Consider the following 24,669-nt stretch of genomic DNA (forward strand, 5'->3'; position numbering starts at 1 on the left):
CGAGATCACATCCCCGACATATGAGTCAAGAGGGGAAGGTGATCGCCCGGAACCTTGATGTCAAGAATAGGGTCGTCACGCCTGGGATCGGAACGGTTCTCAGGTGCAGGTCCCATGCCCTGAATAACTGATGTCGACGTCTTTTCGGTAACGCATCTCAGTAGATTGGATCCCTTGAGGTGACTTTCGTGCCCGCTGTGACCGCCGCCGCGGCACTGGCCGAGGCCGCCGCCTTCGGCTCGTTCTTCGCCGTCACCGTGGGCGGCCCGGGTGAGGGCTGGCGGCCGGCCCAGGACGCCTACGCCCAGGGGATGACCGACCTGATCGCCGCGCGCGCCGAACGGTACGGCACCGGCGAACCGCGGATCGCCGCCTCCGTCGTGCAGCTGGGGCATGCGGCACGCCTGTGGTCGCCGATGCTGGCCTGCGCGGTCATCCACGGCATCGTCATCGACCTGACCGGGCTGCAACGCGCCGACGACGGCGCCGTCCTGCGGCTGCCCGACCCCGTCGGCCTGCGCGTCGGTGAGGGGGCGCGGCTGGCCGAGGCGCTGTATCGAGCGGTGATGGACGACCATCTGCGGGCGCTGGCCGCCGGGCTGCGCGTCAAGGTCGCCTCCGGGCTGCTGGACGGCAACGCCGCCTCCGCGCTGGTGGAGGCCGCGCGGGCCCTGGTGGCGGCCAGGCCCGCGCTGCGGGAGGCGGTACGGGAGCTCACCACCGCCCTGCTGAACACCGGGCGGCTGGTGGGCACCGGACACATCACCGGTCCGGAACTGGGGTTTCGGCGCCGCAGCTGCTGCCTGTACTACCGCGTTCCCGGCGGGGAGAAATGCCACGACTGCGCCCTGGCTCGGCGGGACCGGTGATGGTCGTGGACGGAGCGGGGTGGGCCGGAGCGCCGACTGCGGTTCCGGTCGTCGGCAGCACTATTTACGGTTGTCTTTATGGTGCTGCAATATGTCACGCGTGCGATTCGTGACGACTAGTGTCCGCAGGTGACCGCTTTGCGGCGAAGTGACGATATTGCCAGCGAGTAAATTCATCTTAAAGTCGCAGGTTGATCGGTGGAGGGCGACGCAATCGGCCAAATGCGCATTGACTCTGCTTGACTGATATGCCTAATGTCGGCGACAGGTAGAGAAGCTCGCAAAGCGGGCGAGGTCTTGCCTGCCGCGTGGGCCACCACGAAGGAGGATGCACATGGCGCACCACGGTTTCGCCGAGCCGGACGAGCCCCAGAAGGGCCTGAAGTCCCACACCCCGGCTGTGGACGCTCCGTTCGAGTGGCGTGAGGACGAGCAGGACGAGCAGAGCGAGAGCTGATCCATAGACGGGGAGGCGGCGCCGCAGCCGCCTCCCCGTCGCACGCCGCGACCGGTGAATGCTCATAGGAAAGTCCGCATATCGACGACGGATGCCCCGGGAAATGAGGAAACGGCCGTTGAAACGCCCGATCGTGCAGGTCGAAGGCGACACTCCGCTGGGAGCCCTGGTGGCGGGGCTTCTGGAGCCCGCGGCCGAGGTGGTGCGGGGCACGCTGGACCGTGCCCTGCTCAGCGAGATCGACCTGGTCATCTGCTGCGCGGTACGGCTGCCCGACGCACGTTGGCAGAAAATAGACCGCTGGTGCGCCGAGGCCGGGGTGCCCTGGCATCGCTGCCATGCTGAGGGCGGCCGGTTCTACATCGGCCCCTTCACCGCGTCCGACTCGCGCGACGGCGACCGGTCCGGCGACGGGGCGCCGACCACGACCTACCTGGACTCGCGGACGCGGCGGCTGGCGGCCGCCCGGTCTCCCGAACAGCTCATGGCCCAGTGGGCCGACGCGGCCGGCAGCGCCGGCGAAGAGGCCGTGAACGGCGATGGAAACGGCCCCCGTCCGTGGCCGCCTGGGACACCCGGATCACCGGACGGCGAGGCGCTCGTCGCCGGGTTGCTGGTGACCGACGCGCTCGCCCATCTGGCCGGACGGCCCGTGCCGAGCCGCGGGCACCAGATCGCTGTCGACCTGGCACCGCCGACCGCCTCCCTCACCTACCACCCGGTCCTGCCGCTGCCCCTCGGGCACACCTCCTCCGCGCCGCCGCTCGTGACCGGGCAGGCGCCGGCCGCCGTCCACGCCGGCGAGGAGGGTCATGAGGACGGCATGGAGCAGGTCGCGCGACGGCTGGTGGACGGCAGGCTGGGGCTGATCAGCAGCCTCACCCGCGACCGGCCGCGCCCGGGCACCGTCACCGCCTGCGTCTCCTACACCGCCCAGCTGTCGGTGCACCCGCGGCTGACGCCCTGGGTGGTCGACACCACCACCGGCGGCGCGGCCCTCGTCGGTCACGGCCCGTCCCCCGATGAGGCCTACACTGAAGCTCCCGGTGGGGGCCATGATCGGGCGCGGTGGGCGGCGCTCGGCGAGGCCGCCGAACGGTACTGCGCCAACGTCGTGCCGGACGACCTGCCGACTGCGTCCTACGACGATCTGGTGCACGCGCGTCGGCCGGCCGTCGACCCGCGCGAGTTCGCCCTGTACTCACCGGCGCAGTACGCCCAGCGCGGCTTCCCGTTCGTGCCGATGACCGGCGATCTGAAGATCACCTGGACGCCCGGCCGTGATCTCGGCGACGGCGCGGAGGTCCTGGTGCCCGCGTCGCTGACCTATGTCAACTACTTCCGGGGCCCACGCCGGAGCGAGCCGCCCACCAACTATCCGATCCTGGCGGGCACGGCGACGGGCACGAGCCTGCACCAGGCGCAGCGTGCGGCGCTGGAGGAGGTGCTCGAACGCGACGCGGTCACGCTGTGGTGGTCCAGCGGCGCCCCCGCCGCACCGCTGGAGGTGGACACGCGCGCGGGTCCGCTGGGCGCCGCGCTCCAGGAAGCCGAGGACGGCGGACTGTCGGTGCGGTTCCTGCGCGTCCCCTCGACGTTCCAGGCGCTGGTCGCCGCGGTGTTCATCGAGGACCGCGCGCGGCGGCTGGTCGCCTTCGGCTCGGCCTGCCGCGCCTCGGCCGAGGAGGCGGCGGCCAAGGCGTTCACCGAGGCCATCGGCATGCATGAGACCGGCCTGGAGCTGGCCGACGGGAAGGGCGCCTTCTGGCGTGCGGTCCACTCCGGGCGTATCGACCACCGCCCGTACCGGGCGTACCGGAAGGACCGCCGCTACCTGAAGGACTTCCGCGCCGACTGGCGGGACGTCAACGACCTCCGGCTGCATCCGCAGGTCTATCTCGACCCGCGGATGCAGGACGGCCGGCTGGACCGGCTGCGAACTCCGGGCGGATTGAGCCCCGCGCCGTCCGGCACCGTCCGGGGAGTGGACGCCTGTCTGCGGATGCTGACCGCCCAGGGGCTGCGCGCCGTGATGGTCGAGCTGACCACGCCCGACGTGCGCTCGGCGGGGCTGCGGGTGGTGCGGGTCATGGTGCCGGGGCTGTACTGCAACGCCCCGGCCGCGTTCCCCTTCCTGGGCGGTGAGCGGCTGTACCGGGAGCCGGCCGCCCACGGCTGGGTACCGGGCCCGCTCACCGAAGACCGTCTTGTCCGTGATCCTTTGCCGTTCTCCTGACGCGGCATGGACTGCTTGAGGGAAGGATGAACGCGTGCGTCTTGGGCTGGCACTGGGATACGGCGGAGAACCCATGGAGGAGGTGTTGCCGGTCGTCGAGCGTGCCGAGGCGATCGGTGTGGACTCGGTGTGGAGCGTGGAGGAGTACGGCCCGGACGCCGTCAGCGTCCTCGGCTACCTGGCCGCCCGCACCGAGCGCATCAAGCTCGGCACCGCGATCATGCAGATCCCCGCGCGGACCCCGGCCGCCACGGCGATGACCGCGATGACCCTGGACCGGCTGTCCAACGGGCGCTTCCAGCTGGGCCTGGGACTGTCGGTGCCGTGGATCGTCGAGGGCTGGCACGGCCAGCCCTACACGCGGCCGCTGCGGCGCACCCGCGAGTACGTCGCGATCGTCCGCAGGGCGGTCGCCCGGGAGGAGCGGGTCCGGCACGACGGTGAGATCTACCAGGTCCCCTACCAGGGGCCCGGAGCCACCGGAGGAGCCCGTCCGGTCCGCTCGGAGATGGAGCCGCTGCGCCCGCGTATCCCGCTGTACCTGGGCGCGATCGGCCCCCGCAACGTGGCGCTGGTGGGCGAGATCGCCGACGGCTGGCTGTCGGGCATGTACGCCCCCGAGCACGAGGCGGCGCTGACCCGTCCCCTGGACGAGGGCATCGCACGGGCCGGGCGCGACCCCGCCGACGTCAAGATCGCTCCGATCCTGTACGTGGCGCGCGCCGACACCGCCGAGGAGGGCCGCGACCAGTTGCGGCCGCTGTTCGCGCACCTGATCGGCGCGGCGGGCGCGGGCGTGCGCAACACCTACTTCGACGTGGCCTGCCAGATGGGGTACGCGGGCGCGGCCCATGACATCCGCGCCCGCCATGCCGACGGGCGCAAGGCCGACGCCGTCGCCGCGGTCCCGGACGAGCTGCTCGACCAGGTCGCCCTGGCCGGGCCGCTCCCGCTCATCGTCGAACGGATCCTGGCCTGGAAGGATTCGCGGGTGGACACGCTGATACTGCTCGATCGCGACACCGAACTGCTGGAAGCCGCCCAGGCCGCCCTGTGACGGCATCGCGTCACGGGCCGGAGCCCGCGTCGGCCGGGATGCGGCCGATCTGGCGGCTGGCCTACCCGCTGATGGTCGCGGGGCTCACCCAGATCGTGCTCAACATCGTGGACACGGTCATGCTGGCGCGGCTGTCGACGCGGGCGCTGGGGGCGTTCGCGCTGGCCGCGCCGATCTACCTGGTGGCGCTGGTCATCGTGCGCGGCTGGGCCACCGCCGTCCAGGTGCAGGCGGCCCAGCACCACGGCGCGGGACGCACCGGCGACCTCGCGCGGGTCGTGCGGACCGGCGTCCTCACGTCCGCGGTCGCCGGGACCGCCGTGGGCGCCCTGCTGTACGTGGCCGCCACGCCGCTGCTGACCGTCCTGGGCGGCGCGGACGAGCTGATCGGTCCGGGCACGGACTACCTGCGCGTCCTGGCCTTCGCCGTGCCGTTCGCCGCCGTCTCCTTCACCTTGCAGGGCGCGTGCGCGGGCACCGGCGCGGCGCGGGTCTCGATGTACACGGCCCTGCTGGTCAACGCCGTCAACCTGCCGCTCGGCCTGCTGCTGATCTTCGGCGCGGATCTCGGCGTCACCGGCGCGGCGGCCGCCACCCTGGCCGCCACCGCCGCCGGAACCGCCTACCTGCTCTGGTACGGCCGCGCCAGGCTTCCCCGGCCGCCGGACGGCCCCGCCCAGACCGTCCAGATCACCCGGGGCCTGTGGCGGATCGGCTGGCCGGAGATGATCGCGATGGGGGTCGGCTACCTCAACGAGGCGCTGCTGGCCGGGTTCGCCGCCCGCATGGGCACCGACGACCTGGCGGCCTACCGCATCGTCGACAACCTCGTCCTGCTGCTGTTCACGATCCTGACCAGCGCCTCCACCGCCATCACGATCCTGGCCGGCCAGGCGCTCGGCGCCGGCCACCAGGACCGCGCCGAGGCGTGGCGCCGCGCGGGGCTGCGCCTGCTGGGCGTCCTGCTCCTGGTCCCCTCCGCCGCCGTGCTCCTCGCCGGAAGCCCGCTGATCTCCCTGATCACCTCCGACGGCGCAGTCGCCGACCGCGCCTGGTCGGCGACGCCCGTGGCGCTGCTGAGCATGGTGACGCTGCTGGCGGCCATGGCCTACGGCGCCGTGCTGCGCGCGGCGGGAGACACCCGCTCCGTCATGCTCGCCTCCGTGACCGGCGACTACGCCGCGCTCATCCCGCTCGCCTGGCTGCTGGGCGTGTACCTCGGCCTCGGCCTGCCCGGCCTGTACCTCGCCTGGATGGCGTTCGGAGCGCTGTACTCGTTGCTGCTAGGCCGCCGCTACAGACGGGGTGCGCGGACGCCCGTCCGCGCACGGCCGACGGCCACCCCGGCACCGGAAGCCGAACAGCGATGAGCACCGGGCTCAGGAGGGAGTCAGGAGCAGCGGGAGTTTGCGGAGGCCGATGACGCCCGGGTTCGGAATGAACTCGGGTGGACGTTCCGGGTCGATTCTCAGGTTCGGGAAGCGGGCCAGCAGAACGCCCAGCGCGACCCGTCCCTCCAGGCGGGCCAGCGGGGCGCCGAGACAGAAATGGGCGCCGCGGCTGAAGGCGAGGTGGGGGTTGGGGTCCCGGGCGGGGTCGAAGGCCTCCGGGTCGGGGAACACCCGCGGATCCCGGTTGGCCACCGCGATCCACGCCTTGACCAGGCGGTTCGCGGGCACCGTCACGCCACCGATCTCGACGTCACGGGTGGTGACGCGCCTGAGCGCCACCGACGGGCTGAGGAGGCGCAGCGACTCCTCGATGATCGGCGGCAGGGCGGAGCCGTCCGCTCGGGCGCGGGCGAGGTGCCGCGGATGCGCGTCCAGGCAGAGCACGGTGTTGCCGAGCAGCATCGTCGTGGTGAGGTGCCCGGCGATCAGCAGCGCCCGCGAGAGGTTCCGGATCTGCTCGGTGGTCAGCCGCTCGCCGTCCACCTCGGCCTCGACGAGCCTGGTGAGCAGGTCCTCGCGCGGTCGGCGCCGCCGCTCGGCGACGTGTTCGCCGAGGTAGGCGGTGAGGTCGTCGACCAGGACGCGGGTGGCCTCCATGGCGCGGGCCTGCTCCTCGCTCTTGTCGACGAGCGACGTCGCCGTCACCCGCAGCATCTCCTCGCCCCAGTGCATGACGAGGCCGCGGTCGCTCTCGGGCAACCCGAGGAGTTCGGCGATCACCGTGACCGGAAGCGGATGGGCGAGGTCGGCCACCAGCTCCAGGCGATCCTGGTCGGCCACCGTGTCGAGGAGTTCGTTCGTCAGCTCCGCGATGCGGGGTTCGAGGTCGGCGACCACCTTCGGGGTGAACGCATTCCTGACGAAGTTGCGCAGCCTCGTGTGCGCCGGAGGGTCCTCCTTTCCGAGGAGGCCTTCGGAGCGCATCCTCATGTGCTCGGGCAGGATGCGGTCGACGTCAGAGGAGAAGGAGTCGGAGTCGCTCGCGACCCGCACCGTCTCCGGGTGGCCGTAGACGTTCCAGCCGTCGAGGTCCGGGTCGTACTCGACGAGCCGCTCCGGCAGCCGACCGTGCAGCCAGAACTGCCGCTCGGAAACGCCCCAGGTACTGGCGCGGAGAGTCATGGGTGCCCTTTCAGTGGACCTGCTCGTTCGCTACGCCCACACGACCAGATCGCCGTCCTCGGCGATCGCCATGAACACGGAGAACACCAGCCGGTCGCCCTTGGTCACCGGCTCCACCAGGTGGTATTTGAGCGGGGAGAACATCACCGCGTCACCGGTCCGCGGCAGCAGCGTCACATCCGGCGGTTCGGGGACGACCCGGGCGCGGTCGTAGCCGTAACTGATCCGGGCGGCCTCGTCCGACGAATGCCGGGCACGTGACCACACCAGCAGTTCCCCGCCTTCCGCCGGGCCCTCCAGAAAGACGTTGACGCTGATCTGGTCGGAGAGCGCCTCGTCGAGGACATAGCCGGGGAACTCCTCCCGGATGTCGTCCCAGTGCACCAGCGTGCCGGCCGCCATCCGGCGGATCATTCCCCAGAAGGCGGGCTTTCCGCGGCAACTCGCCCCACGCAGCCGTCCGTTCCATATTCGCTGGACCTTGCTGCGGAAGATGGAGTGCAGATCTACCGGGAACGCGCCGTCGTGCCAGGTCTGCCACGCCTTTTCGGCGGCGGGCGGGTACTCCTCGATGCTCGACCGGTGCTCGGTCAGCGACGGCCCGATCCGGAAGGCCTCGGTCTGGTAATAGTCCGGATCGTACTGCTCGAACATCGTCGGACTCAGCGCCGAGACGAAGCTTCGACAATCAGCGTGGGAGAAGAAGTCCTCCATGCGGAGGGCACCCAGTGAACCGTGCACGACATCCGAGATGTCGTCGGCCTTCGCCTCGTCGACGCTGGTGTCTCGGATCTTTTCGACGAAAGTCACGAGTAGCTCCTTTCTGCGGCACCATACGTCGACCCGGCTGCCCGAACGTTCAGTGGATTCCGAACCGGCGACGCCGGAGGGCACAGGCCCCGTCACTGGGCCGGAACGGCCAGACGGCACTCCGCGCCTCTCACGCGGGCGCTCGGCGGATCGGTGTCCAAGGGGGCCAATAGAAGGATCACGCCGGTCGGTCCTCACTCGGGGTCCGCGCCCCGGACACGGGGGTGGGAGCGCACCGGACTCTCAACGGCTTCCTCCGTTTGCCGCCGCACATCTCCACACCCACTGTCATGGTCATCTACAGCCGCGTCAAGGGCCCCGATCACGTCCTTCCGGATCGGTGGTGCACCGGCTGTACTCGCGTAACCCTTCTTGCCTGGTCCGCGTCCGTCCGCCGCCCGTGAAGCCGAGACCTGCGCGGATCCGCCGCCCCTCGAACGCCGACCGGCCAAATGATATTCATGATTCAGCCGGTGCATTCCTGCGGTATCGACGGCGGAGCGAGGAGACGCGGATGGCCGCCCTGTCCCTGCGAGGCGCTGACATTGACGCCTACCTGGCCTCCGTGCTGTTCCTCGACGATGAGCGGGAGGACGGCGACACGTGTCGGGTGACGGAACTGGCGGGCGAACTCCGAGCGCTGTCCCTGCCTCCGGGCTCGATCATCATGATCGCTTTGCCGAACGGCCTGCGGCTGCTGCGGTGCTTCTTCGCCGTCCTCGAAGCGGGCCATGTCCCGCTGCTCGCCCCGCCGTCCATGCCGTCGGCCCGCGTGCGGAACGTGGCCGCGAAGCTGGGAATCTCTGCTGTGATCCGGCCGCGCATCACGCCGGGTGACTTCGGTGAACGCGAGCACGTCCGCTTCGCGGGCCTCGACCTGCTCACCTTCTCGACGCACGCCCGCCGCTGCCACAGCCCCGGGCAGGTCGCTCTGCTCACCTCCGGGACGTCCGGCTTCACCAGCGGCTGCCTGCATGATTTCGACGCTCTCCTCCGCAACGCGGAGCGGCACGCGGATTCCATCGGGCTTCGCAGCGAAGACCGGATACTCGTCAGTCTCCCGATCTACTATTCGTTCGCCCTGGTGGCCCAGGTCCTCGCAGCGGTACGGATCGGGGCGGAACTCGTGGTGACCGGGCCGCCGTTCACCCCGGCCCGCTACAACGAGAGCATCTCCGGCTACGGAATCACCGCCTCGTCGCTCACGCCATTACTTGTCGACACCCTGCTCGGTTCCGACGGCGGCCTTCCGAAGGGGCTGAGGGTGCTCACCGTCGGCGGTCAGGCCCTCGCTCCGGAGAGGACCACGGCGCTGCTCCGCCGGAATCCCTTATTGGAGCTCTACCTGACCTACGGGCTCACCGAAGCGGGTCCGAGGGTGACGACGCTGGCCGCCCACCGCGAGCCTCCCCACCGGCTGACCTCGGCAGGACGGCCCTTGAACGGCGTCCAACTGATGGTGCGCGATGTCGGCAGAGGAGAACGGGAGCAAGAACTCCTGGTGAGGTCGGACACGGTCTATCGCGAGCGCCTCGGAGCGGCCTCGGCGCCCGGACGGGGTGGGCTTGTCGCGCCCGGCACGGTCGCCACCGGAGACCTGGGACATCTCGACGACGGCTATCTGTTCCTCCGCGGCCGCCTTTCCGACTTCGCCATCATCCGCGACGAGAAGGTGTCCCTGGCGTCGGTCCGGCAGATCACCGAGTCGCTCGCGGGCGTGATCCGGGCCGTCCCGTCGGTTCAGGACGGCCGTTCGCTCGACCTCGATATTTACGTGCACCACGAGTTTCCGCAGTCGGAGCGCGCGATCCGCCGCCGCCTGGCGCCGCTCCTCACCCCGAGCGAGCGCCCCGACCGCATCCGAATCCATCCCGTTCACTCCGGAGCGATCCACAAATGACGGCACGCGTTTCCACGTTATGAGCGACAAGGAGCGGCTCCCATGGACATTGAAGGCACCATCAAGAACGTACTCATCGACGAGCTCTTCGTTGACGTGAGGCCGGAGGAGATCGGGCTGGACGACGGGCTCCGGGCGACCGTCGGCCTGGACTCGCTCGGCTTCACCGAACTTCGCGTCGAATGCGAGAACCGTTTCGGTGTGACGATCTCGGACGAGGATTTCGTTCCGGAGAACTTCACGAGCATCCGCAGCCTGAGCGAGCTGATCCGCCGGCTGCGCAAGGAATCCGCGACATCGGATGCGTGATGCCGTGACCGCCCAGGGTGGAAATGAGGGTCGCGATGCCCGGTTGGAACTGCTCGCCGACGGCGCGCGTCTCCACATGGACCACTACGCGGGGGCCAAGATGCCCTTCGCGTGCCTCGGAGCCGCCGGCCTCCACCAGGAGTTCATGGAGCTAGATGGCGAGAACGCGGGACGGGTGTTCTCCGTCCTGGACGCCAGCGGCGGATACGGAAGCGCCTGCCTCGGCGCCGGGAGCAGGACGGCCTTCGACGCGCTGGCGAGCGCGAGCCGCCTCGGGCACGTGACGGACGAGGTCGTCTCGGAGGAACGCTCGCGTCTGCTGGTCGACGTGCTCGGTGAGGGAGGGCTCTGGTCGAATGCCTTTCCGCCCGGCGAATACCACGTCAGCGGCCGCAATTCCGGCTCCGAGGGCATGGAGTTGGCGCTGCGGTTGGTCCTGGAGTCGCGGTTCGACCGGCGGCGGCTCAGACACCGTCCCGGCGGCGAGTCCCGGGACACGATCCTCGCCTTCGAGGGCGCGTGGCACGGCTGGACCAGTGGGCTGGTCCCGGCGCTGAACCGCCGCCACTACCGGGTGGGCCTCCCCTCCCCCGCGCCCGACGGCCCTTTCGGCATCCGATTCGAGCACATCCCCTTCGGGGAGCCGGAAATCCTCCGCGACTACATGGAAGGCATCGGCGACCGCCTGCTGGCGGTGTTCGTCGAACCGATCCAGGGCGACGCGGGCATCCTCGAACCACCGGAGGGATACCTGCGGGAACTCGCCGCGCTGGCCGCGTCCCGCGGTGCGCTGCTCGTGGCCGACGAGGTCCTCACCTTCGCCAGAACGGGCTCCTTCTTCGCCATGCGCGACGGAGCGGGACCGGTCCCGACCGACATCACGGTCATCGGCAAGAGCCTGGGCATGGGCCTGCTCTCGACCTCGCTGGTCATCGCGCGCCGCTCGCTCGGCGTGCGGGCCTCGGGCGCGGTGGCGACCTCCGACCTGCGCCCCCTCACCTGCGCGGTGATCCGAAAGGGCCTGCGGCACATCGTGGAGGAGAACCTCCTGGAAAGGTCGGTGACCACCGGAGAACGTCTTCGAGTGCTGTTGGAGAAGGAGGTCGTCGAACCCTTCCCCGACATCTATTCGGAGGTCCGCGGCAGCGGGTTGATGCAGGGCGTCGAACTGACGGAACCGGCGGCCGCCAGGCTGCCCGCGCTTCGGGAGAGCCTGGTCCGGAGCGGCGTCTATGTCGAGTTCATGGCAGGGGCGGGCCGCCGCTCTCACCGGCTCCCCTACATATATCCCACCATGCGCGTCGCCCCGCCGCTCATCACGGACGAAGACCACGTCGAGCGCATCGCCAGATGTATCCGCGAGGGGACATGGGCATTCCAGAAACTGATCCAGGCCGGCTGACCCGACAGCCTTCCGAACTGTTCCGCTTCCAGCACGTGATCGAGCACTGCGACACCGACGACTCCGGGGTGGTGCATTTCGCCCGCTACCCGTCCCTGATCGAGACCGCCACCCTGCGCGGGCTCGACCGGCTCGATATCGGCCTGTCGGCATTCCGCGAGCACGACCTGGACCTGGTCGTGGCGGAACTGCGGGTCAAATACACCGCGCCCGCGCGCTTCCTCGACACCGTCGAGGTGACCGCCCGCCTCTCGCGCATCGGCTCCGCCTTCTGCCTGGTCGAGGGAACGGTCGAAGGACCAGGGGGCCCGAAAGGCGATCCGCCGCTGCTCGCCCGTGCCGAACTCGTCCTCGCCGTCGTGGACACCGAAACAGGGAAACCCGCCGTGATGCCGCCCAGCATGAGGTTGGTCCTTTCCTCCGTCGCGGACAGTAGAGGCGATCACCATGACTGAGACGAGCGAGATATCGCCGGACCAGCCCGACCGCGAGCCGAAGACCATAGGTTTCACCGAGCTCAAGACCTGGCTGCGGCACCGCCATCCGATGATCTACCTGGACCGGGTGCTCGACCACGAGCCGGGACGGTTCCTGCACAGCCTGTTGTCGGTCTCCGGGCAGTTGGACGCGATCGCCGGGCATTTCCCGGAGCGGGCCATCTACCCCGCCAGCCACATGTCGCAGGCGTTCGCCCAGTCCGGCATCGTCCTCTACCAGCTGAGCACGTCCCCGCTCGACGAGGACGAGCTGACGCTCATCGGGGCGATGAAGTCGCGGTTCACCCGCATCGTCGTCCCCGGCGACCAGATCGTGTTCCGGGTGACCAGCGATCGCATCGGGAACACCACCTTCCATTTCTCCGGCCGCGCCTATGTGAGCGATGAGCCGGTCGCGATGTTCAAGGCGACGCTGGTGCGGGTGAAGGTCGGCGACCTGGGCGATCCGCTGTGGTGAGAGACCGCCCCGGTGCCGCCAGAGCCTGCGTCACCGGCATGGCCTGGACCACCGCACTGGGGCACGACCTGGACGAGGTCTGGGCCAGGCTGCTCGACGGCGCGTCGGGCCTGGCCGAGACCCCGTCCCCGTACGCGCTGCGCAACACCGGTGCCGCCGCCGTCACCACCGTGCCGTTCTCCGCACCGCCCGCCGTCCGCCAGCGGACGATGGCCGAGGAGGCGCTGCGCCGCGCGCTGCTGGACGCCGGGCTGGCGGCGGACGCGTCCGCGATCCAGCCGATCCTCGGGACCAGCTACGGGGCGCATCTCGACGACCCCGCCACCTCGTCCCTCAGCGCCTGGGCCCTGGAGATCGCCGACCGCGCCGGGTTCGCCCGCCACCCGCTCGTGGTGACGACGGCCTGTTCAGCGGGGGCCGACACCCTTCTCATGGGCCTGGAGCTGATTCGCGGCGGCGCCGCGGAGATCTGCGTCTGCGGCGGTGCCGACGTGCTGACCGATGCCAAGCGCCTCGGGCACTCCCTGCTCGGCACCATGTCCCCGACCGGCCTGCGCGCCTTCGACGCCTCGCATGACGGAACCCTCCTCGGGGAGGGTTCCGGCTTCATGGTGGTGGAGTCCGTCCGGTCGGCGACGGCTCGCGGGGCGCGCGTACACGGTCTCCTGGCGGGCGCCGGGTCCTCCAACGACGGCACGGGGTCGGTGGCCCCGGACGCCTCGGGGCGGTCGCTGGAGCTGGCCGTCGGGCGCGCTCTGCGCAGCGGCGGGGTCTCGCACGACGACATCGCAGTGATCAACGCGCACGGCTCGGGTACTCCGACGAACGACGAGCTGGAGGCAAGGGTCTACTCGCGGATCTTCGGCGGCGTGGAGGCCCCGCCCGTGATGTTCGCGACGAAGGGAGCCCTCGGGCACACGCTCGGGGCGACCGGCGCGCTGGAGGCGATCGCCGTGGTGCAAGCCCTTCGGACCGGGCAGGTCCCCCCGGTCCGCGGCCTCACCGACGTCCCGCCGTCGCTCTCGTTGCCCGTGCCCGTTGGCCGACCGGCGCCGGTCGCGGGCGACTACGGGCTGAGCGTCACGCTCGGTTTCGGCGGCTTCAACACCTGCCTTCTCTTTGAGAGAGCCCGCACATGAAGCACCTGTCCGGCCACGATGCGTGGAATCACGCCGAGGTGGCACTCCTCGCCTCCGGCGAGGCCTCAATCGACGACCTGTCCGGTCTCCGCAAAAAGGGGAGGGTCTCGTTCTACGCCGATCCCCTTTCCTGGTTGGTGGAGGAATCCGTCGACCGCGCGATCGCGAACTGCCCCGCGGATCTGGACGCCGATCCCGAGGGCGTGGGCCTCATCACCATGAGCGACGAATGCACCATGAGAACGATGAGGGAGATCGCACGCCGGGTCCCCACGGGGAGGCCGTCGCCGCTTCGCTTCTCCGGGGCGAATCCCGGCTCGGCGGGAGTCCTGGCCGCGATCACGCACGGTTTCAAAGGACCCAGCCTGACCCTGTCCATGCGGCCCGAGCTGGGGCTCACGGCCGCGATCGCGCTCGCCGGAGCCTGGCTGGCCCAGGGCCATGCCTCCTCTGTGGTGGTCAGCGGCCACTTCCCCGGACCACCGCGACACACCGTCCAGAGCGTCGTCGTCACCGGGAGGCCGCGCACCGGCGCACAAAGGCCGTGACCATGTCGGGATTGCCCGCCGGATGCAGATGGAGATAGGAGGCGTGCACCCCGTCCTGGACGAATCCCTCCTTCTCCAGGGAGCCGTCCGGAGCTCGCCATGACCAGGCGGGGACGGCCCCGTGCGGCGGGGATATCACGGTGTGGTGGAATTCGTGGCCGACCCGGGCGCCCTTGCCACCGGCGAACACCGACTCCTCCGTCGCGACCGCCTCCCGATAGCCGAGCCTTAGCCTTCCGGACATCGACGCCTCCGCGTCCAGAACGCCGCACATCCGGTGGCCGTCCAGGCTTCGCACCAGATAGAGGAGCCCTCCGCATTCCGCATGGACGGCACCACCGCCCTTCGCGAACTCAAGGACGTCCCGGCGCAGCGAAGCGTTCGCCGACAGCTCCTCCGCGTGCTGCTCGGGGAATCCTCCCGGCAGCACCACACCCGATGTTCCAGTGGGCAGCCGCTCGTCGTACAGCGGATCGAAGACCCGCACCCGCGCCCCGGCCGCGGTGAGCAGTTCGAGATGCTCGGCATAGCCGAACGTGAACGCCTTCCCACCGGCGACGGCGATGACGGGCTCGCCGGGCACCGGCACGACCTCGGCGGCGGGGCTCCACGGTTCCACGCCGAGGGGCGGGGCGGTGGCGGCCAGCCCGGCCACGGCCGCCAGGTCGACGTGCTCCGCCACCAGCGCCGCCATCAGGCCGATCGCGTCGGTGGCCGCCGCGCCGTGTTCGGCCGCCGTGACCAGGCCGAGGTGCCGGGAGGGCAGGACGATCTCCGAGGTGCGCGGAAGTGCGCCGAGGAACGGCACCCCCACCTCCGCGGAGGTGTCGGCCAGGATGCGCGCATGGACGGCGGATCCGATCCGGTTGGCGACGACGCCGGCGACGCGCACCTCGGGGTCGAAGTCGCGGAAACCGGTCAGCACGGCCCCGATGCTGCGGGTCTGCCCCCAGGCGTCCACCACGAGCACGACGGGAGCGTCGAGCAGCCGCGCGACATGCGCGGTCGAGCCGAAGTCGTCATGCGCGTTCCCGCCGTCGAACATGCCCATCACGCCCTCGACGACGGCGATGTCGGCCCCGGCCGCGCCGTGCGCGAACAACGCCGGAATGCGCTGCTCCCCGACCATGACGGGGTCCAGGTTCCGGCCGCGTACGCCCGTGGCGAGAGTGTGGTAGCCGGGGTCGATGTAGTCCGGCCCGACCTTGAAGGGGGCCACCCGCCTTCCTCGCGCCCGCAGCGCGGCCATCAGGCCGGTGGCGACCGTGGTCTTGCCGCTCCCGGAGGCCGGCGCCGCGACGACCAGCCGGTCAGTCATCGGCCTCGGTCGCGGCGAGCTCGGCGGTGCTCCCGGCGCTCGGCAGACCGGCGACCTCCCCGATGACGAAGACCGAGGGGGGCTCCACCTTGTGCTCGGCGCAGTCCGCCGCCAGCCGTCCCAGCGTCGAGCGCACCACCCGCTGGCGGCAGGTCGCCCCTTCCTGGACGAGCAGCGCCGGGGTGCACGGGTCCTTCCCTCCTCGCGTCAGGGCGTTCGCGATCTCTTCGATGTGCGCCACCCCCATCAGCACCACCAGCGTCCCGCGCAGTCTGCTGAGCGCCGCCCAGTCGACCAGCGTCCCGGGGGCGTCGGGGGCAAGGTGGCCGGACACGATCGTCAGTTCATGGGTCATCCCCCGGTGCGTGACGGGAGTCCCCGCCAGCGCGGGGACCGCCAGGGCGCTGCTGATCCCCGGCACCACGGTCACCCGCAGCCCCGCCTCGGCGCAGGCGGCGACCTCCTCGAACCCGCGGCCGAAGACGTAGGGGTCGCCGCCCTTCAGCCGCACCACGAACCTGCCGGCGCGAGCCCGTTCGATCATCACCTCGTTGAGGTTCCGCTGGACGGCGGACCGACCGTAGGGGATCTTCGCCGCGTCCACGACCTCCACGCCGGCCTCCAGGTCGGCGAGCAGTTCTAGCGGTGCGAGCCTGTCGATGACGACCACGTCGGCCGCCTGGAGGAACTCCTTGCCCCGGACAGTGATGAGCCCCGGGTCACCGGGGCCCGCGCCGACCAGCGCGATATCGGGCAGCGGCGGTCCCGCCGCCCGTCGGCGCGGACTCCGTTCCGGCTCGTGCGTGTTCGCCAAGCAGAACAGCCGCCGCTTGGTCGCGGCCTCCGTGATCGCGGTGTTCTCCGCCGGATCGGGTGTGCGAGCGATCGCCAGCCAGGCGTCCTCCAGGTCCGCGGCCTGCCATTCCCGGGCCTCCCAGCTGATCCGTCCGGATGTGGCCAGCGCCTCGATCGCCGGGCAGACGTCCGGCGCCACGAGCCGGACGCTCGCGCCGGCGATCAGCAGCCGCGACAGGTCCGGCAAAACCTCGGCTCCACCTCCGAAAACGACCACCGGTCGACCTGAGAGAAGCGCCTGCAAGCCATCAATCCAAGCCACGGACCGCATACTCACCACCCGATTCACCGGCCAGATCCGCATTGGGCAGGTAACGTAGATCGGCCGTCACGGCAAGGTCAACAGTCAAGATCCCGCAGGGAACCTCACCCTGTTCAACCATGGGCAATGATAAATCGGCCATGTAGGGTGAATCTCGTGTCGATCTTTCCCCCGACAGACGGCATGCGCGCGGACTCCTGCCCTGGCGCCCTCCGGCCGCACCGGGCCGAGGACGGGCTCCTGGTCCGGATACGGCTCCCCGGCGGCGTCCTCCCCGAGGGTGGACTCCGGGCGCTCGCCGCCATCTCGGCCGTGCACGGAAACGGTCGCCTCGAACTGACGTCACGTGCGAACGTCCAGCTGAGGGCCCTGCGGGAACGCGAACTCGACGAAGTCGTCCGCAAGCTGTCCACCGCGGGGCTACTGCCGTCCGCCTCCCATGAGCGGGCGCGGAACATCGTGGCGGCACCCTTGCAGGGACGCTGCCCGCCGGGCCGGTGGGAAATCCGGCCGGTGATATCGCAGCTCGACCGGCGACTCGTCGCGGAACCGGGTCTAGCCGAACTATCCGGCCGTTTCCTTTTCGCGTTGGACGACGGCAGCGGCAGCGTATTGTCGATCAACGCGGACCTTTGCCTTTTCCCGGTTTCGGACACCGTGGCGGGCCTGGTCATTACCGGTCGGGACACCGGTCTGCGTTTCCCCGTCGAGCAGGCCGTGCCCGTTCTGATCGCGGCGGCGAGAACGTTTCTCCGAGAGCGGCACGCGCGGTCTTCCGACGCCTGGCGGTTGAGCGGGCTGCCGGGCGGCGCGGCCGCGATCGTCCGCCGCCTGGGTGAGGAGTTCGGCTTGACGGCCCCGGCCTCCCCCGCTCCGCTCGCCCCCCCGTCCCGGCCGGCGGCGTTGATCGGTCCCCTCCGGGAGCACACCGGCGGGTACTCGCTCGGCGTCGTGGTCCCGCTGGGAACCCTGGCACCGGCGCAGGCCGAACTCCTGGACGATCTCGGTGGGGGCACGGCCACCATCACGCCCTGGCGCACCGTCGTCCTGGAGAACCTGGACGACGCCGCGGTGGCGCGCGCACGGCGACTGCTCGGCCAGGCGGGGCTCCCGACCGACCCGGCCTCCGAATGGCTGCACGTGACCGCGTGCGCCGGCCGTCCGGGATGCGGCAAGGCCTTGAGCGATGTCCGTGCCGACGCCGCCCGGCTCACCCAGGCCTCCGAGGGGGCCAAATCCGGCGTCCTGCCCGTGCACTGGGCGGCTTGCGAACGTCGCTGCGGCAGGCCCGCGGGGAGCACCGTCGAAGTGCTCGCGACCGGCGACGGCCGCTACGAACTGAGCGGCGGGAACCTGACCTCGCCGCGCGCCCATGACCTGACCGAGCTCCCGGCCGCCATCGCCCAGGCCAGAAGGATCACAGATTGATCGACTATCTCAAGGACGGCCAGGAGATCTACCGGCGGTCCTTCGCGACCATCCGCGCCGAGGCCGACCTCTCCCGCTTCCCGCCCGACGTCGGCCGGGTGGTGGTGCGCATGGTCCACGCCTGCGGCATGGTGGACCTCGCCGAGAGCGTGAGCCACTCCCCAGGCGTGGTCGCCTCGGCGCGCGCCGCGCTCAGGGCCGGGGCACCGGTGCTCTGCGACACCCACATGGTCGCCAGCGGGATCACCCGGAAGCGGCTGCCCGCCGGAAACGAGATCGTCTGCACGCTGGGCGACCCGCGCGTCCCGGGCCTGGCCGCCGAGCTCGGCACCACCCGCACCGCGGCCGCCCTCGAACTCTGGCGGGACCGGCTCGGCGGTGCCGTCGTCGCGGTGGGCAACGCTCCGACCGCGCTCTTCCGCCTGCTCGAACTGATCGACGAGGGCGCCGACCGGCCCGCCGCCGTCCTCGGGCTTCCGGTCGGCTTCATCGGTGCCGCCGAGTCCAAACAGGCGCTCGCCGAACACCCGAGCGGCCTCGACCACCTCACCGTCCGAGGACGGCGGGGCGGCAGTGCGATGACCGTGGCCGCGGTGAACGCGATCGCGAGTGAGGACGAGTGACCGCGCCGGCGACCGGCAGGCTGAGCGGGGTGGGCCTCGGCCCCGGCGATCCCGAGTTGGTGACGCTGAAGGCCGCGCGGCTGATCGGCGAGGCCGACGTCGTCGCCTACCACAGTGCCAGACACGGCAGGAGCATCGCCCGGAAGATCGCGGTGCCCTACCTGCGGGAGGGGCAGATCGAGGAGGCCCTGGTCTACCCCGTCACGGTGGAGTCGACCGATCATCCCGGGGGCTACCGCGGTGCCCTCGAAGAGTTCTACGAGGAGGCCGCCGAGCGCCTGGCGGCGCACCTGGACGCGGGCCGGGACGTGGTGGTGCTCGCCGAGGGCGACCCGTTCTTCTACGGCTCCTACATGCATCTGCACAAGCGCCTCGCGCACCGGTACCCGACCGACGTGGTCCCGGGCGTGACGTCCATGAACGCGGCGGCCGCCGAGCTCGGGCGGCCGCTCGTCGAGGCGAACGAGGTGCTCACGGTGCTTCCCGGCACCCTGCCGCCCGACGTCCTCGGACAGTGGCTGACGCGGACCGACTCAGCCGCCGTGCTGAAGCTCGGGCGGACCTTCCCCGGCGTGCGCGAGGCGCTCGCGGCGGCCGGACGGCTGGACGAGAGCTGGTACGTCGAGCGGGCCACCCACACCGAACAGCGCGTCGAACCGCTCGCGGACGTCGAACCCGACTCGGTGCCCTATTTCTCCCTGGCCCTGCTGCCGAGTCCGCTCAACGCGGCGAATCCGAAGCGAAAGGCCGCCGCTCCGGCCGGGACGGCGGAACGGGTGACCGGCGACGTGGTGGTGGTCGGCCTCGGGCCCGCGGGACGCGAATGGCTCACGCCCGAGGCCCAGGCGGCCCTCGCGCGGGCCGACGAGCTCGTCGGATACACGACCTACCTCGACAGGGTGCCGCCGAATCCCCGCCAGCGCAGGCACGCCTCGGACAATCGGGTGGAGGCCCAGCGTGCGGCCTTCGCGCTGGACCTGGCCAAACGCGGGGCGAGGGTCGCCGTGGTCTCGTCCGGGGACCCCGGCGTGTTCGCCATGGCCTCGGCGGTGCTCGAAGTGGCCTCCGAGCCGGACTACGCCGAGGTCCCCGTGCGGGTGCTCCCCGGCCTCACCGCCGCCAACGCGGTCGCCAGCCGGGCGGGCGCCCCGCTGGGGCACGACTACTGCGTGATCTCGCTGTCGGACCGGCTCAAACCCTGGAAGATCATCGAGGAGCGGCTGGCGGCGGCGGCCCGGGCGGACTTCGCGATAGCGATCTACAACCCCGGGTCGAAGTCGCGGACGTGGCAGGTCGAGGCCGCCCGCGACCTGCTGCTGAAGCATCGGGCGCCGTCCACCCCGGTCGTCCTCGGACGCGACGTCGGAGGCCCGGGGGAACGCGTGCGCACGGTCCCGTTGGCGGAGCTGGTGCCGTCCGAGGTGGACATGCGCACGCTGCTGCTCATCGGCTCGTCCATGACCCGCGTCCAGACCCGCGGCGGCGCCGAGGTGGTGTTCACCCCGCGGCACTATCCGGAACGCCAGGAACCATGACCGCGCGGCTCGCCTGACCGGGGTGGAAATCCGTGATCCTCAGAACTCCTCGACTCGCGATCACCGGAGCCGATGCGCAGATCATCGAGACCGTCGCCGCCCACCTCGTGGCCTATCTGGCGGATTGGGACATCCAGTCGCACGTGCACGCCGAGGACCGAACGTACGCGCGGTTCGGCGAGCAGGACTGGAGCAGCCGAAAGGGCACCCTCGGCACGCTCTCCGACCTCGGCGGTCGGCGATGGCGGAAGGTGCCGGACCGGGCGGTCGCCAATGGCGGCGACCTGACCCTTCTGCTGCTGCCGCCGGTACCGGACCTGGCGAAGCGCGCGGACGAGTTGCTCGGCCTCGTGCGAGCGGTGGAGACACCTCTCGTGCTCGCGATACGCGACATGGCGGACGTGGAAACGGAAGCCGGAGCCCTGAGGGCCGAGGCGGACGGCTTTCTGGCGATGGACCGGGACGGGTTGAGCTACCTGCCCGCGGACGACTCGGAACCGGCCGTTCTCACCGACACCATGACCGGGGAACTGCTCGGCGAACGGCATCCGGGAGACATAGGCAACGGCGGAGCCCTGCTGGTTCTGGGCAATCGGTCTCCCAACCTCGAAACCGAGGAGGAGGGCCGCGATACGTCCCGGGGTTCCCCTTTACATCGCCGTTCCCCACGGCACGGAACGACCGAGCCCCGGTGCCGCGCCCTGGTGATCACCGGGACGCACAGCGCGGCGGGCAAGACCTATCTGGTGACGGCGTTCGCGAGATACTTCGCCGACCTCGGGCTCAGGGTGGCGCCGTTCAAGGGCCAGAACATCTCCAACAACGCCCGCGTGGTCGACGGCGGCGAGATCGGCGTCGCGCAGTACATCCAGGCGCTGGCGGCCCGGCGACGCCCCGATGTCCGCATGAATCCGGTGCTCATCAAACCCCAGAGCGGCGGCAGCCACGTCCTGATGCTCGGCCATTACGACGACCGGCTCTCCGCGCTTCCCTGGAGGCTGCGGAAACCACCCGCCTGGCGCCTCGTCAGCGACGCCCTGCACGGCCTGATGGACGAGCACGATCTCGTCATCATCGAGGGGGCGGGCAGCCCCGCCGAACCCGGCCAGTACCGCAACGACCTCGTCAACATGCGGATCGCCCGCGAGGCCGAGGCCCCGGTCCTGCTCGTGAGCGACGCGGGCCGGGGCGGCGGAGTCGCGCACTGCTACGGCACCTGGCACCTGCTGCCCGAGGACGACCGGGCGCTGGTCAAGGGCTTCATCCTCAACCGCTTCTGGGCCAACGGAAATCCCAGAATGCTCGACGCGAGCCGGCGATACCTCGAGCGGGTCACGTCGTTGCCCACCCTGGGCGTCGTCCCCGAGCTTCCGTACACCCTTCCCGAAGAGGACTCCTACAGTCTGAGCCGCACTTCTGCGAAGCGTCAGAAACGTATGGCCGTCGTCGCCTATCCGCACATGTCGAACTTCGACGAGTTCACCCCGGTCTCCACGTCGGGCACCACCGACATCGTCTGGGCCCGCGATCCCGGCGACCTCGCCGGTGCCGAACTCGTCGTGCTTCCGGGAAGCAAGGATGTTCCCGCCTCCGCTCGCTGGCTGAGGGACACCGGACTCGCGGACGTGATTCGCGGATACGCCGCGTCGGGCGGGCGGATACTCGCCATATGCGGCGGCCTCCAGTTGGCCGGCATGTCGTTCAAGGACGACGCCGATGTCGAAGGCACGGGGCAGGGGCTCGGCCTGCTCACCCTGGACACGGTCTATGAGGAGGAGAAGATCCAGCGCACCGGGAGCTTCACCTTCGGTCGCCTTACCGGCCCCTGGCAGCGGCTCTCCGGAATCACGGTCGACGGTTACGAGATCAGGCACGGACGCACCCGTACCACCTCCGATCGGGAGATCATCCCCGGCGGGCTCGCCTTTGTGCGCGAGAACGTCCTGGCCGTGTACTTTCACGGCGTCTTCGAGAACGCCAAGGCACTCGAAGCGGTCCTCGGCATCCGCAGTGAACCGCATGCGGATCTGGAACGGACCTTCGACGGGCTGGCCGAGAGCCTGTCCGCGCACCTCGACATGCGGCAGGTCGAAAGGATCGCACTCGGATGACATGGCAGCGAGCCGCCGGCATCGGCCTCGGCATCCTCGCCGACAAGATCTTCGCCGACCCGCGACGCTTCCATCCGGTGGCCGGCTTCGGGGAGGTCTCACGCGTCGTCGAGTCGAGGCTCTACCGCGACGACCGCGGGGCCGGGGCGGGATACCTGCTGGCGATGACGGTACCGCTCGGCGCGGGGGCCTACCTGATCCAGCGGCTGGTGCGCAGGCACCCGCTCCTGGAGGTGCTGGCGACCGGGGCCGCGACCTGGACGGTCCTGTGCGGCGAGGGCGCGCGACGGGCCGCGGCCGGCATCGCCGAACCTTTGGCGGCCGGTGACACGGCCGCCGCGCGCAAGGCCTTTCCGCAGATGTTCTTTGTCAGCGCCGACCCCCTCACGGACGCCGAACTGCCCCGCGTGGTCATCTTCGCCGTCTCCGAGTGCCTGTGCGACGCCGAGGTCGCCCCCCTGTTCTGGGGCGTCACCGCGGGCATTCCCGGCCTGCTCCTCTACCGGGCGATCAATGTCCTGGACAACCGGATCGGCTTCCGCAGCGAGAAGTATCTGCGGTTCGGATGGGCATCGGCCCGCTTGGACGATCTGGTCAACTACGTCCCGGCGCGGTTGGGGGCCGCGATGGCCGTCGCCTGCTCACCGCTGACGGGCGGCTCGGCGGGTGCGGCGCTGCGGATATGGCGCCGGGACGCCGGCATCGACTCCAGCCCCAATTCGGGGCAGTTGTTCGCGACGTTCGCCGGAAGCCTCGGTATCCGGCTCGCGAAGCCGGAGCAGGGGAACAAGCCGGGCACCCTCATCGTGGCCTTCGGTGAAGGGGCCGAGCCGGAAGGGCGGGAGGCGCTCACGTCCGTACGGATCAGCAGAGCCGTCTCCGCGCTGGCGACGGCCGCGGCGCTGGGTATCGCGCTGTGCTCCCCGGCTCACGGCCGGACGAAGAAAGGTAGCTCGTGGGCACACTCTTTTTCGAGAACATCGTCAGCGAGGACGTCTTCCCCGACCCGGTGACCCCGGCGGACTGGCAGGCGATCCGCGGCCATCGGGGGCTGCTGCTCTGGCTCGCCCGGCCCCGGGGCGTCTTCGTGCTGAGCAGCCGTCCCGACGACCTGTTCGTGCGGTATGTGACCGCGCTGCTCGGTTTCAGCCCCGACGACATCACGATCCTCGTCCCTCCGCCGGGGCGCCTCGGTTTCGACATGCTGACCTTCGACCGCCTCCGCGACGAAGATTTCATGGCGCGCCTCTCCAAGGCCGCTGATAAGTGCACGAGTTTCACGGCCTACCATCAGGACCGCCGTACCTGTGCTCTCGCCGAACGCCTCGGACTGGGCGCCTCCGTTCCCGGTCGGGCGTTCATCGAGCAGGGCGGCGCGGATTACCTGAACAGCAAGAGCTTCTTTCGCGTGTTCGCCACCGGACATGGCCTGCCCATCCCCGCCGGCGATGTCGTCCGGGCATTCTCCGACGCCGAGGAGGCCGTCTCGCGCCGCATCTCGCGGGGCTCGTCGGTCATCGTCAAGCGAGACTTCCATACGGGCGGCTACGGCAATTTCGTGATCTCCGCGGAGCCCGGTCTCAGGGCCATCGGCGCGCAGGAACTGCTCACCGTCGCCTCGCCTCACGAGGTGGCCGATGTCCTCGCCTCCAAGTGGTCCTTCCTCACCTCCGACGGCGGGCATCCGGTCGTGATCGAGGAGTACCACCGGAACTCCACCACCTACGCCGCCGAAATCGGGATCACCGACGACGGGGTGCGCATGGACGCGCTCGTGGAGATGAGAATGGAACCCCGAGTGAGCGGCTTCGAGTGGTTCCGAACAGACGACCACGGGGCCCCGGTCGCCGTTTTCCATCGAAAGACGCTGCGGCTGGCCGACCTCGTCAGGTCGCTCGGCTACCGGGGCATGATGAGCATCGACGGGATCCGCACCCCGGACGGACGGACCCTCTTCACCGAGTTCAACGGCCGGCTCAGCGGCCTCACCCATTTGCAGGGCATGCTGACCACGCTGGTGGCGCCCGACTATCTCCGGGAACGCGCCATCGCGGCGGGATATTTTCAAGCCCGCTCCTTCAAGGACGCGCATGACCGCCTCGCGACCGCAGGGGTCTCCTTTGACCCGGAGGCCCGGAAAGGCGTCGTCCTGACCGGCCAGGGCCCGGGCGGCGCCGGCGCCTTTCCGTATTGTGCGATCGGCACGTCGCGAACCGCCCTGGCCGATCTGGAGTCCGCGATCACCGACGCTTCGTTGTGAGGCCCCTTCGAACCTCGACGAAA

22 protein-coding genes and 1 pseudogene are annotated in these 24,669 nt (G+C 70.4%); 19 read left to right on the forward strand and 4 right to left on the reverse strand.

Annotation, left to right across the window (positions count from 1 at the left end; translation table 11 throughout):
- Nucleotides 1–188: 188 nt before the first annotated feature.
- From K2F47_RS35615 to K2F47_RS35630, 5 genes are all read left to right on the forward strand, one after another.
- Entirely contained in the window at nt 189–869 is a 681-nt protein-coding gene (locus K2F47_RS35615) for a (2Fe-2S)-binding protein (protein WP_242910571.1), read from the forward strand.
- Nucleotides 870–1,203: 334 nt separating this feature from the next.
- The gene (locus tag K2F47_RS41120) at nt 1,204–1,326 is read left to right on the forward strand and encodes a hypothetical protein (protein WP_272497912.1); all 123 of its coding nucleotides are present in this window, start codon (nt 1,204–1,206) and stop codon (nt 1,324–1,326) included.
- 118 nt (nt 1,327–1,444) lie between these two features.
- Entirely contained in the window at nt 1,445–3,562 is a 2,118-nt protein-coding gene (locus tag K2F47_RS35620) for a YcaO-like family protein (protein ID WP_242910572.1), read from the forward strand.
- Between the two features lie 34 nt (nt 3,563–3,596).
- Nucleotides 3,597–4,619 (forward strand): LLM class F420-dependent oxidoreductase, encoded by a 1,023-nt coding sequence (locus K2F47_RS35625; RefSeq protein WP_308198522.1) that lies wholly within the window; start codon nt 3,597–3,599, stop codon nt 4,617–4,619.
- Nucleotides 4,616–5,989 carry an MATE family efflux transporter gene (locus K2F47_RS35630; protein ID WP_242910575.1) on the forward strand — a complete coding sequence of 458 codons (1,374 nt, stop codon included), beginning with the start codon at nt 4,616–4,618 and terminating at the stop codon, nt 5,987–5,989. Before K2F47_RS35625 ends, K2F47_RS35630 begins: the two co-directional genes overlap by 4 nt.
- A gap of 9 nt (nt 5,990–5,998) precedes the next feature.
- Here K2F47_RS35630 and K2F47_RS35635 read toward each other — a convergent pair whose 3' ends face one another.
- Both K2F47_RS35635 and K2F47_RS35640 read right to left on the reverse strand, forming a co-directional pair.
- Nucleotides 5,999–7,192: a cytochrome P450 gene (locus K2F47_RS35635; RefSeq protein WP_242910576.1), complete on the reverse strand. Its 1,194-nt coding sequence runs from the start codon at nt 7,190–7,192 to the stop codon at nt 5,999–6,001.
- Nucleotides 7,193–7,222: 30 nt separating this feature from the next.
- Nucleotides 7,223–8,002, reverse strand: coding sequence for a 2OG-Fe(II) oxygenase (locus K2F47_RS35640; protein WP_242910577.1), 780 nt, complete (start codon nt 8,000–8,002; stop codon nt 7,223–7,225).
- 340 nt (nt 8,003–8,342) lie between these two features.
- Here K2F47_RS35640 and amcH point away from each other — a divergent pair, with 340 nt between their 5' ends.
- Genes amcH through amcG form a run of 7 tightly spaced genes read left to right on the forward strand, consistent with a single transcriptional unit; the run spans nt 8,343 to nt 14,254 of the window.
- On the forward strand, nt 8,343–9,902 hold the full coding sequence (gene amcH, locus K2F47_RS35645; RefSeq protein WP_242910578.1) for an adenylate-forming 2-oxoglutaryl-ACP ligase AmcH: 1,560 nt from the start codon (nt 8,343–8,345) through the stop codon (nt 9,900–9,902).
- A gap of 42 nt (nt 9,903–9,944) precedes the next feature.
- Nucleotides 9,945–10,211, forward strand: a complete 267-nt coding sequence (amcB, locus tag K2F47_RS35650) for a cispentacin biosynthesis acyl carrier protein AmcB (protein WP_242910579.1) — start codon at nt 9,945–9,947, stop codon at nt 10,209–10,211.
- A 43-nt stretch (nt 10,212–10,254) separates the two neighbouring features.
- Nucleotides 10,255–11,613, forward strand: a complete 1,359-nt coding sequence (gene amcC, locus K2F47_RS35655) for an amipurimycin biosynthesis protein AmcC (RefSeq protein WP_242910581.1) — start codon at nt 10,255–10,257, stop codon at nt 11,611–11,613.
- Complete coding sequence (locus tag K2F47_RS35660) at nt 11,580–12,068, forward strand: acyl-CoA thioesterase (protein WP_242910582.1); 489 nt, start codon at nt 11,580–11,582, stop codon at nt 12,066–12,068. The genes amcC and K2F47_RS35660 overlap by 34 nt, the downstream gene beginning before the upstream one ends.
- Nucleotides 12,061–12,567 (forward strand): cispentacin biosynthesis cyclizing decarboxylase AmcE, encoded by a 507-nt coding sequence (gene amcE, locus K2F47_RS35665; RefSeq protein ID WP_242910583.1) that lies wholly within the window; start codon nt 12,061–12,063, stop codon nt 12,565–12,567. Before K2F47_RS35660 ends, amcE begins: the two co-directional genes overlap by 8 nt.
- A complete protein-coding gene (gene amcF / locus K2F47_RS35670; protein ID WP_504913498.1) occupies nt 12,564–13,706 on the forward strand; it encodes a cispentacin biosynthesis acyltransferase subunit AmcF in 1,143 nt (380 codons plus the stop codon). The genes amcE and amcF overlap by 4 nt, the downstream gene beginning before the upstream one ends.
- Nucleotides 13,703–14,254, forward strand: a complete 552-nt coding sequence (amcG, locus tag K2F47_RS35675) for a cispentacin moiety biosynthesis protein AmcG (protein WP_242910585.1) — start codon at nt 13,703–13,705, stop codon at nt 14,252–14,254. Before amcF ends, amcG begins: the two co-directional genes overlap by 4 nt.
- On the opposite strand, the gene K2F47_RS35680 is transcribed toward amcG, so the two are convergent.
- Both K2F47_RS35680 and cobA read right to left on the reverse strand, forming a co-directional pair.
- Nucleotides 14,217–15,572: a cobyrinic acid a,c-diamide synthase CobB gene (locus K2F47_RS35680; RefSeq protein WP_242910586.1), complete on the reverse strand. Its 1,356-nt coding sequence runs from the start codon at nt 15,570–15,572 to the stop codon at nt 14,217–14,219. The two genes, amcG and K2F47_RS35680, sit on opposite strands and share 38 nt — an antisense overlap.
- Nucleotides 15,565–16,731: a uroporphyrinogen-III C-methyltransferase gene (cobA, locus tag K2F47_RS35685; protein ID WP_308198523.1), complete on the reverse strand. Its 1,167-nt coding sequence runs from the start codon at nt 16,729–16,731 to the stop codon at nt 15,565–15,567. Before cobA ends, K2F47_RS35680 begins: the two co-directional genes overlap by 8 nt.
- A 141-nt stretch (nt 16,732–16,872) precedes the next feature.
- Here cobA and K2F47_RS35690 point away from each other — a divergent pair.
- The 7 genes and pseudogenes from K2F47_RS35690 to K2F47_RS35720 all read left to right on the forward strand — a co-directional run.
- A pseudogene (locus K2F47_RS35690) lies at nt 16,873–17,085 on the forward strand (ferredoxin-like domain-containing protein); the annotation flags it as partial.
- A 192-nt stretch (nt 17,086–17,277) separates the two neighbouring features.
- Nucleotides 17,278–18,117 (forward strand): ferredoxin-like domain-containing protein, encoded by an 840-nt coding sequence (locus K2F47_RS35695; protein ID WP_242910702.1) that lies wholly within the window; start codon nt 17,278–17,280, stop codon nt 18,115–18,117.
- Entirely contained in the window at nt 18,114–18,740 is a 627-nt protein-coding gene (locus K2F47_RS35700; protein ID WP_242910588.1) for a precorrin-8X methylmutase, read from the forward strand. Before K2F47_RS35695 ends, K2F47_RS35700 begins: the two co-directional genes overlap by 4 nt.
- Nucleotides 18,737–20,275, forward strand: coding sequence for a precorrin-2 C(20)-methyltransferase (locus K2F47_RS35705; RefSeq protein ID WP_242910589.1), 1,539 nt, complete (start codon nt 18,737–18,739; stop codon nt 20,273–20,275). The genes K2F47_RS35700 and K2F47_RS35705 overlap by 4 nt, the downstream gene beginning before the upstream one ends.
- A gap of 251 nt (nt 20,276–20,526) precedes the next feature.
- The gene (locus K2F47_RS35710; protein ID WP_242910590.1) at nt 20,527–22,386 is read left to right on the forward strand and encodes a cobyric acid synthase; all 1,860 of its coding nucleotides are present in this window, start codon (nt 20,527–20,529) and stop codon (nt 22,384–22,386) included.
- On the forward strand, nt 22,383–23,399 hold the full coding sequence (locus tag K2F47_RS35715; RefSeq protein ID WP_242910591.1) for a cobalamin biosynthesis protein: 1,017 nt from the start codon (nt 22,383–22,385) through the stop codon (nt 23,397–23,399). Before K2F47_RS35710 ends, K2F47_RS35715 begins: the two co-directional genes overlap by 4 nt.
- Nucleotides 23,396–24,646, forward strand: a complete 1,251-nt coding sequence (locus K2F47_RS35720) for a preATP grasp domain-containing protein (protein WP_308198526.1) — start codon at nt 23,396–23,398, stop codon at nt 24,644–24,646. Before K2F47_RS35715 ends, K2F47_RS35720 begins: the two co-directional genes overlap by 4 nt.
- The last annotated feature ends 23 nt before the right edge of the window (nt 24,647–24,669 follow it).

Source organism: Actinomadura terrae, assembly GCF_022751215.1.
Taxonomy (GTDB): Bacteria; Actinomycetota; Actinomycetes; order Streptosporangiales; family Streptosporangiaceae; genus Spirillospora; species Spirillospora terrae.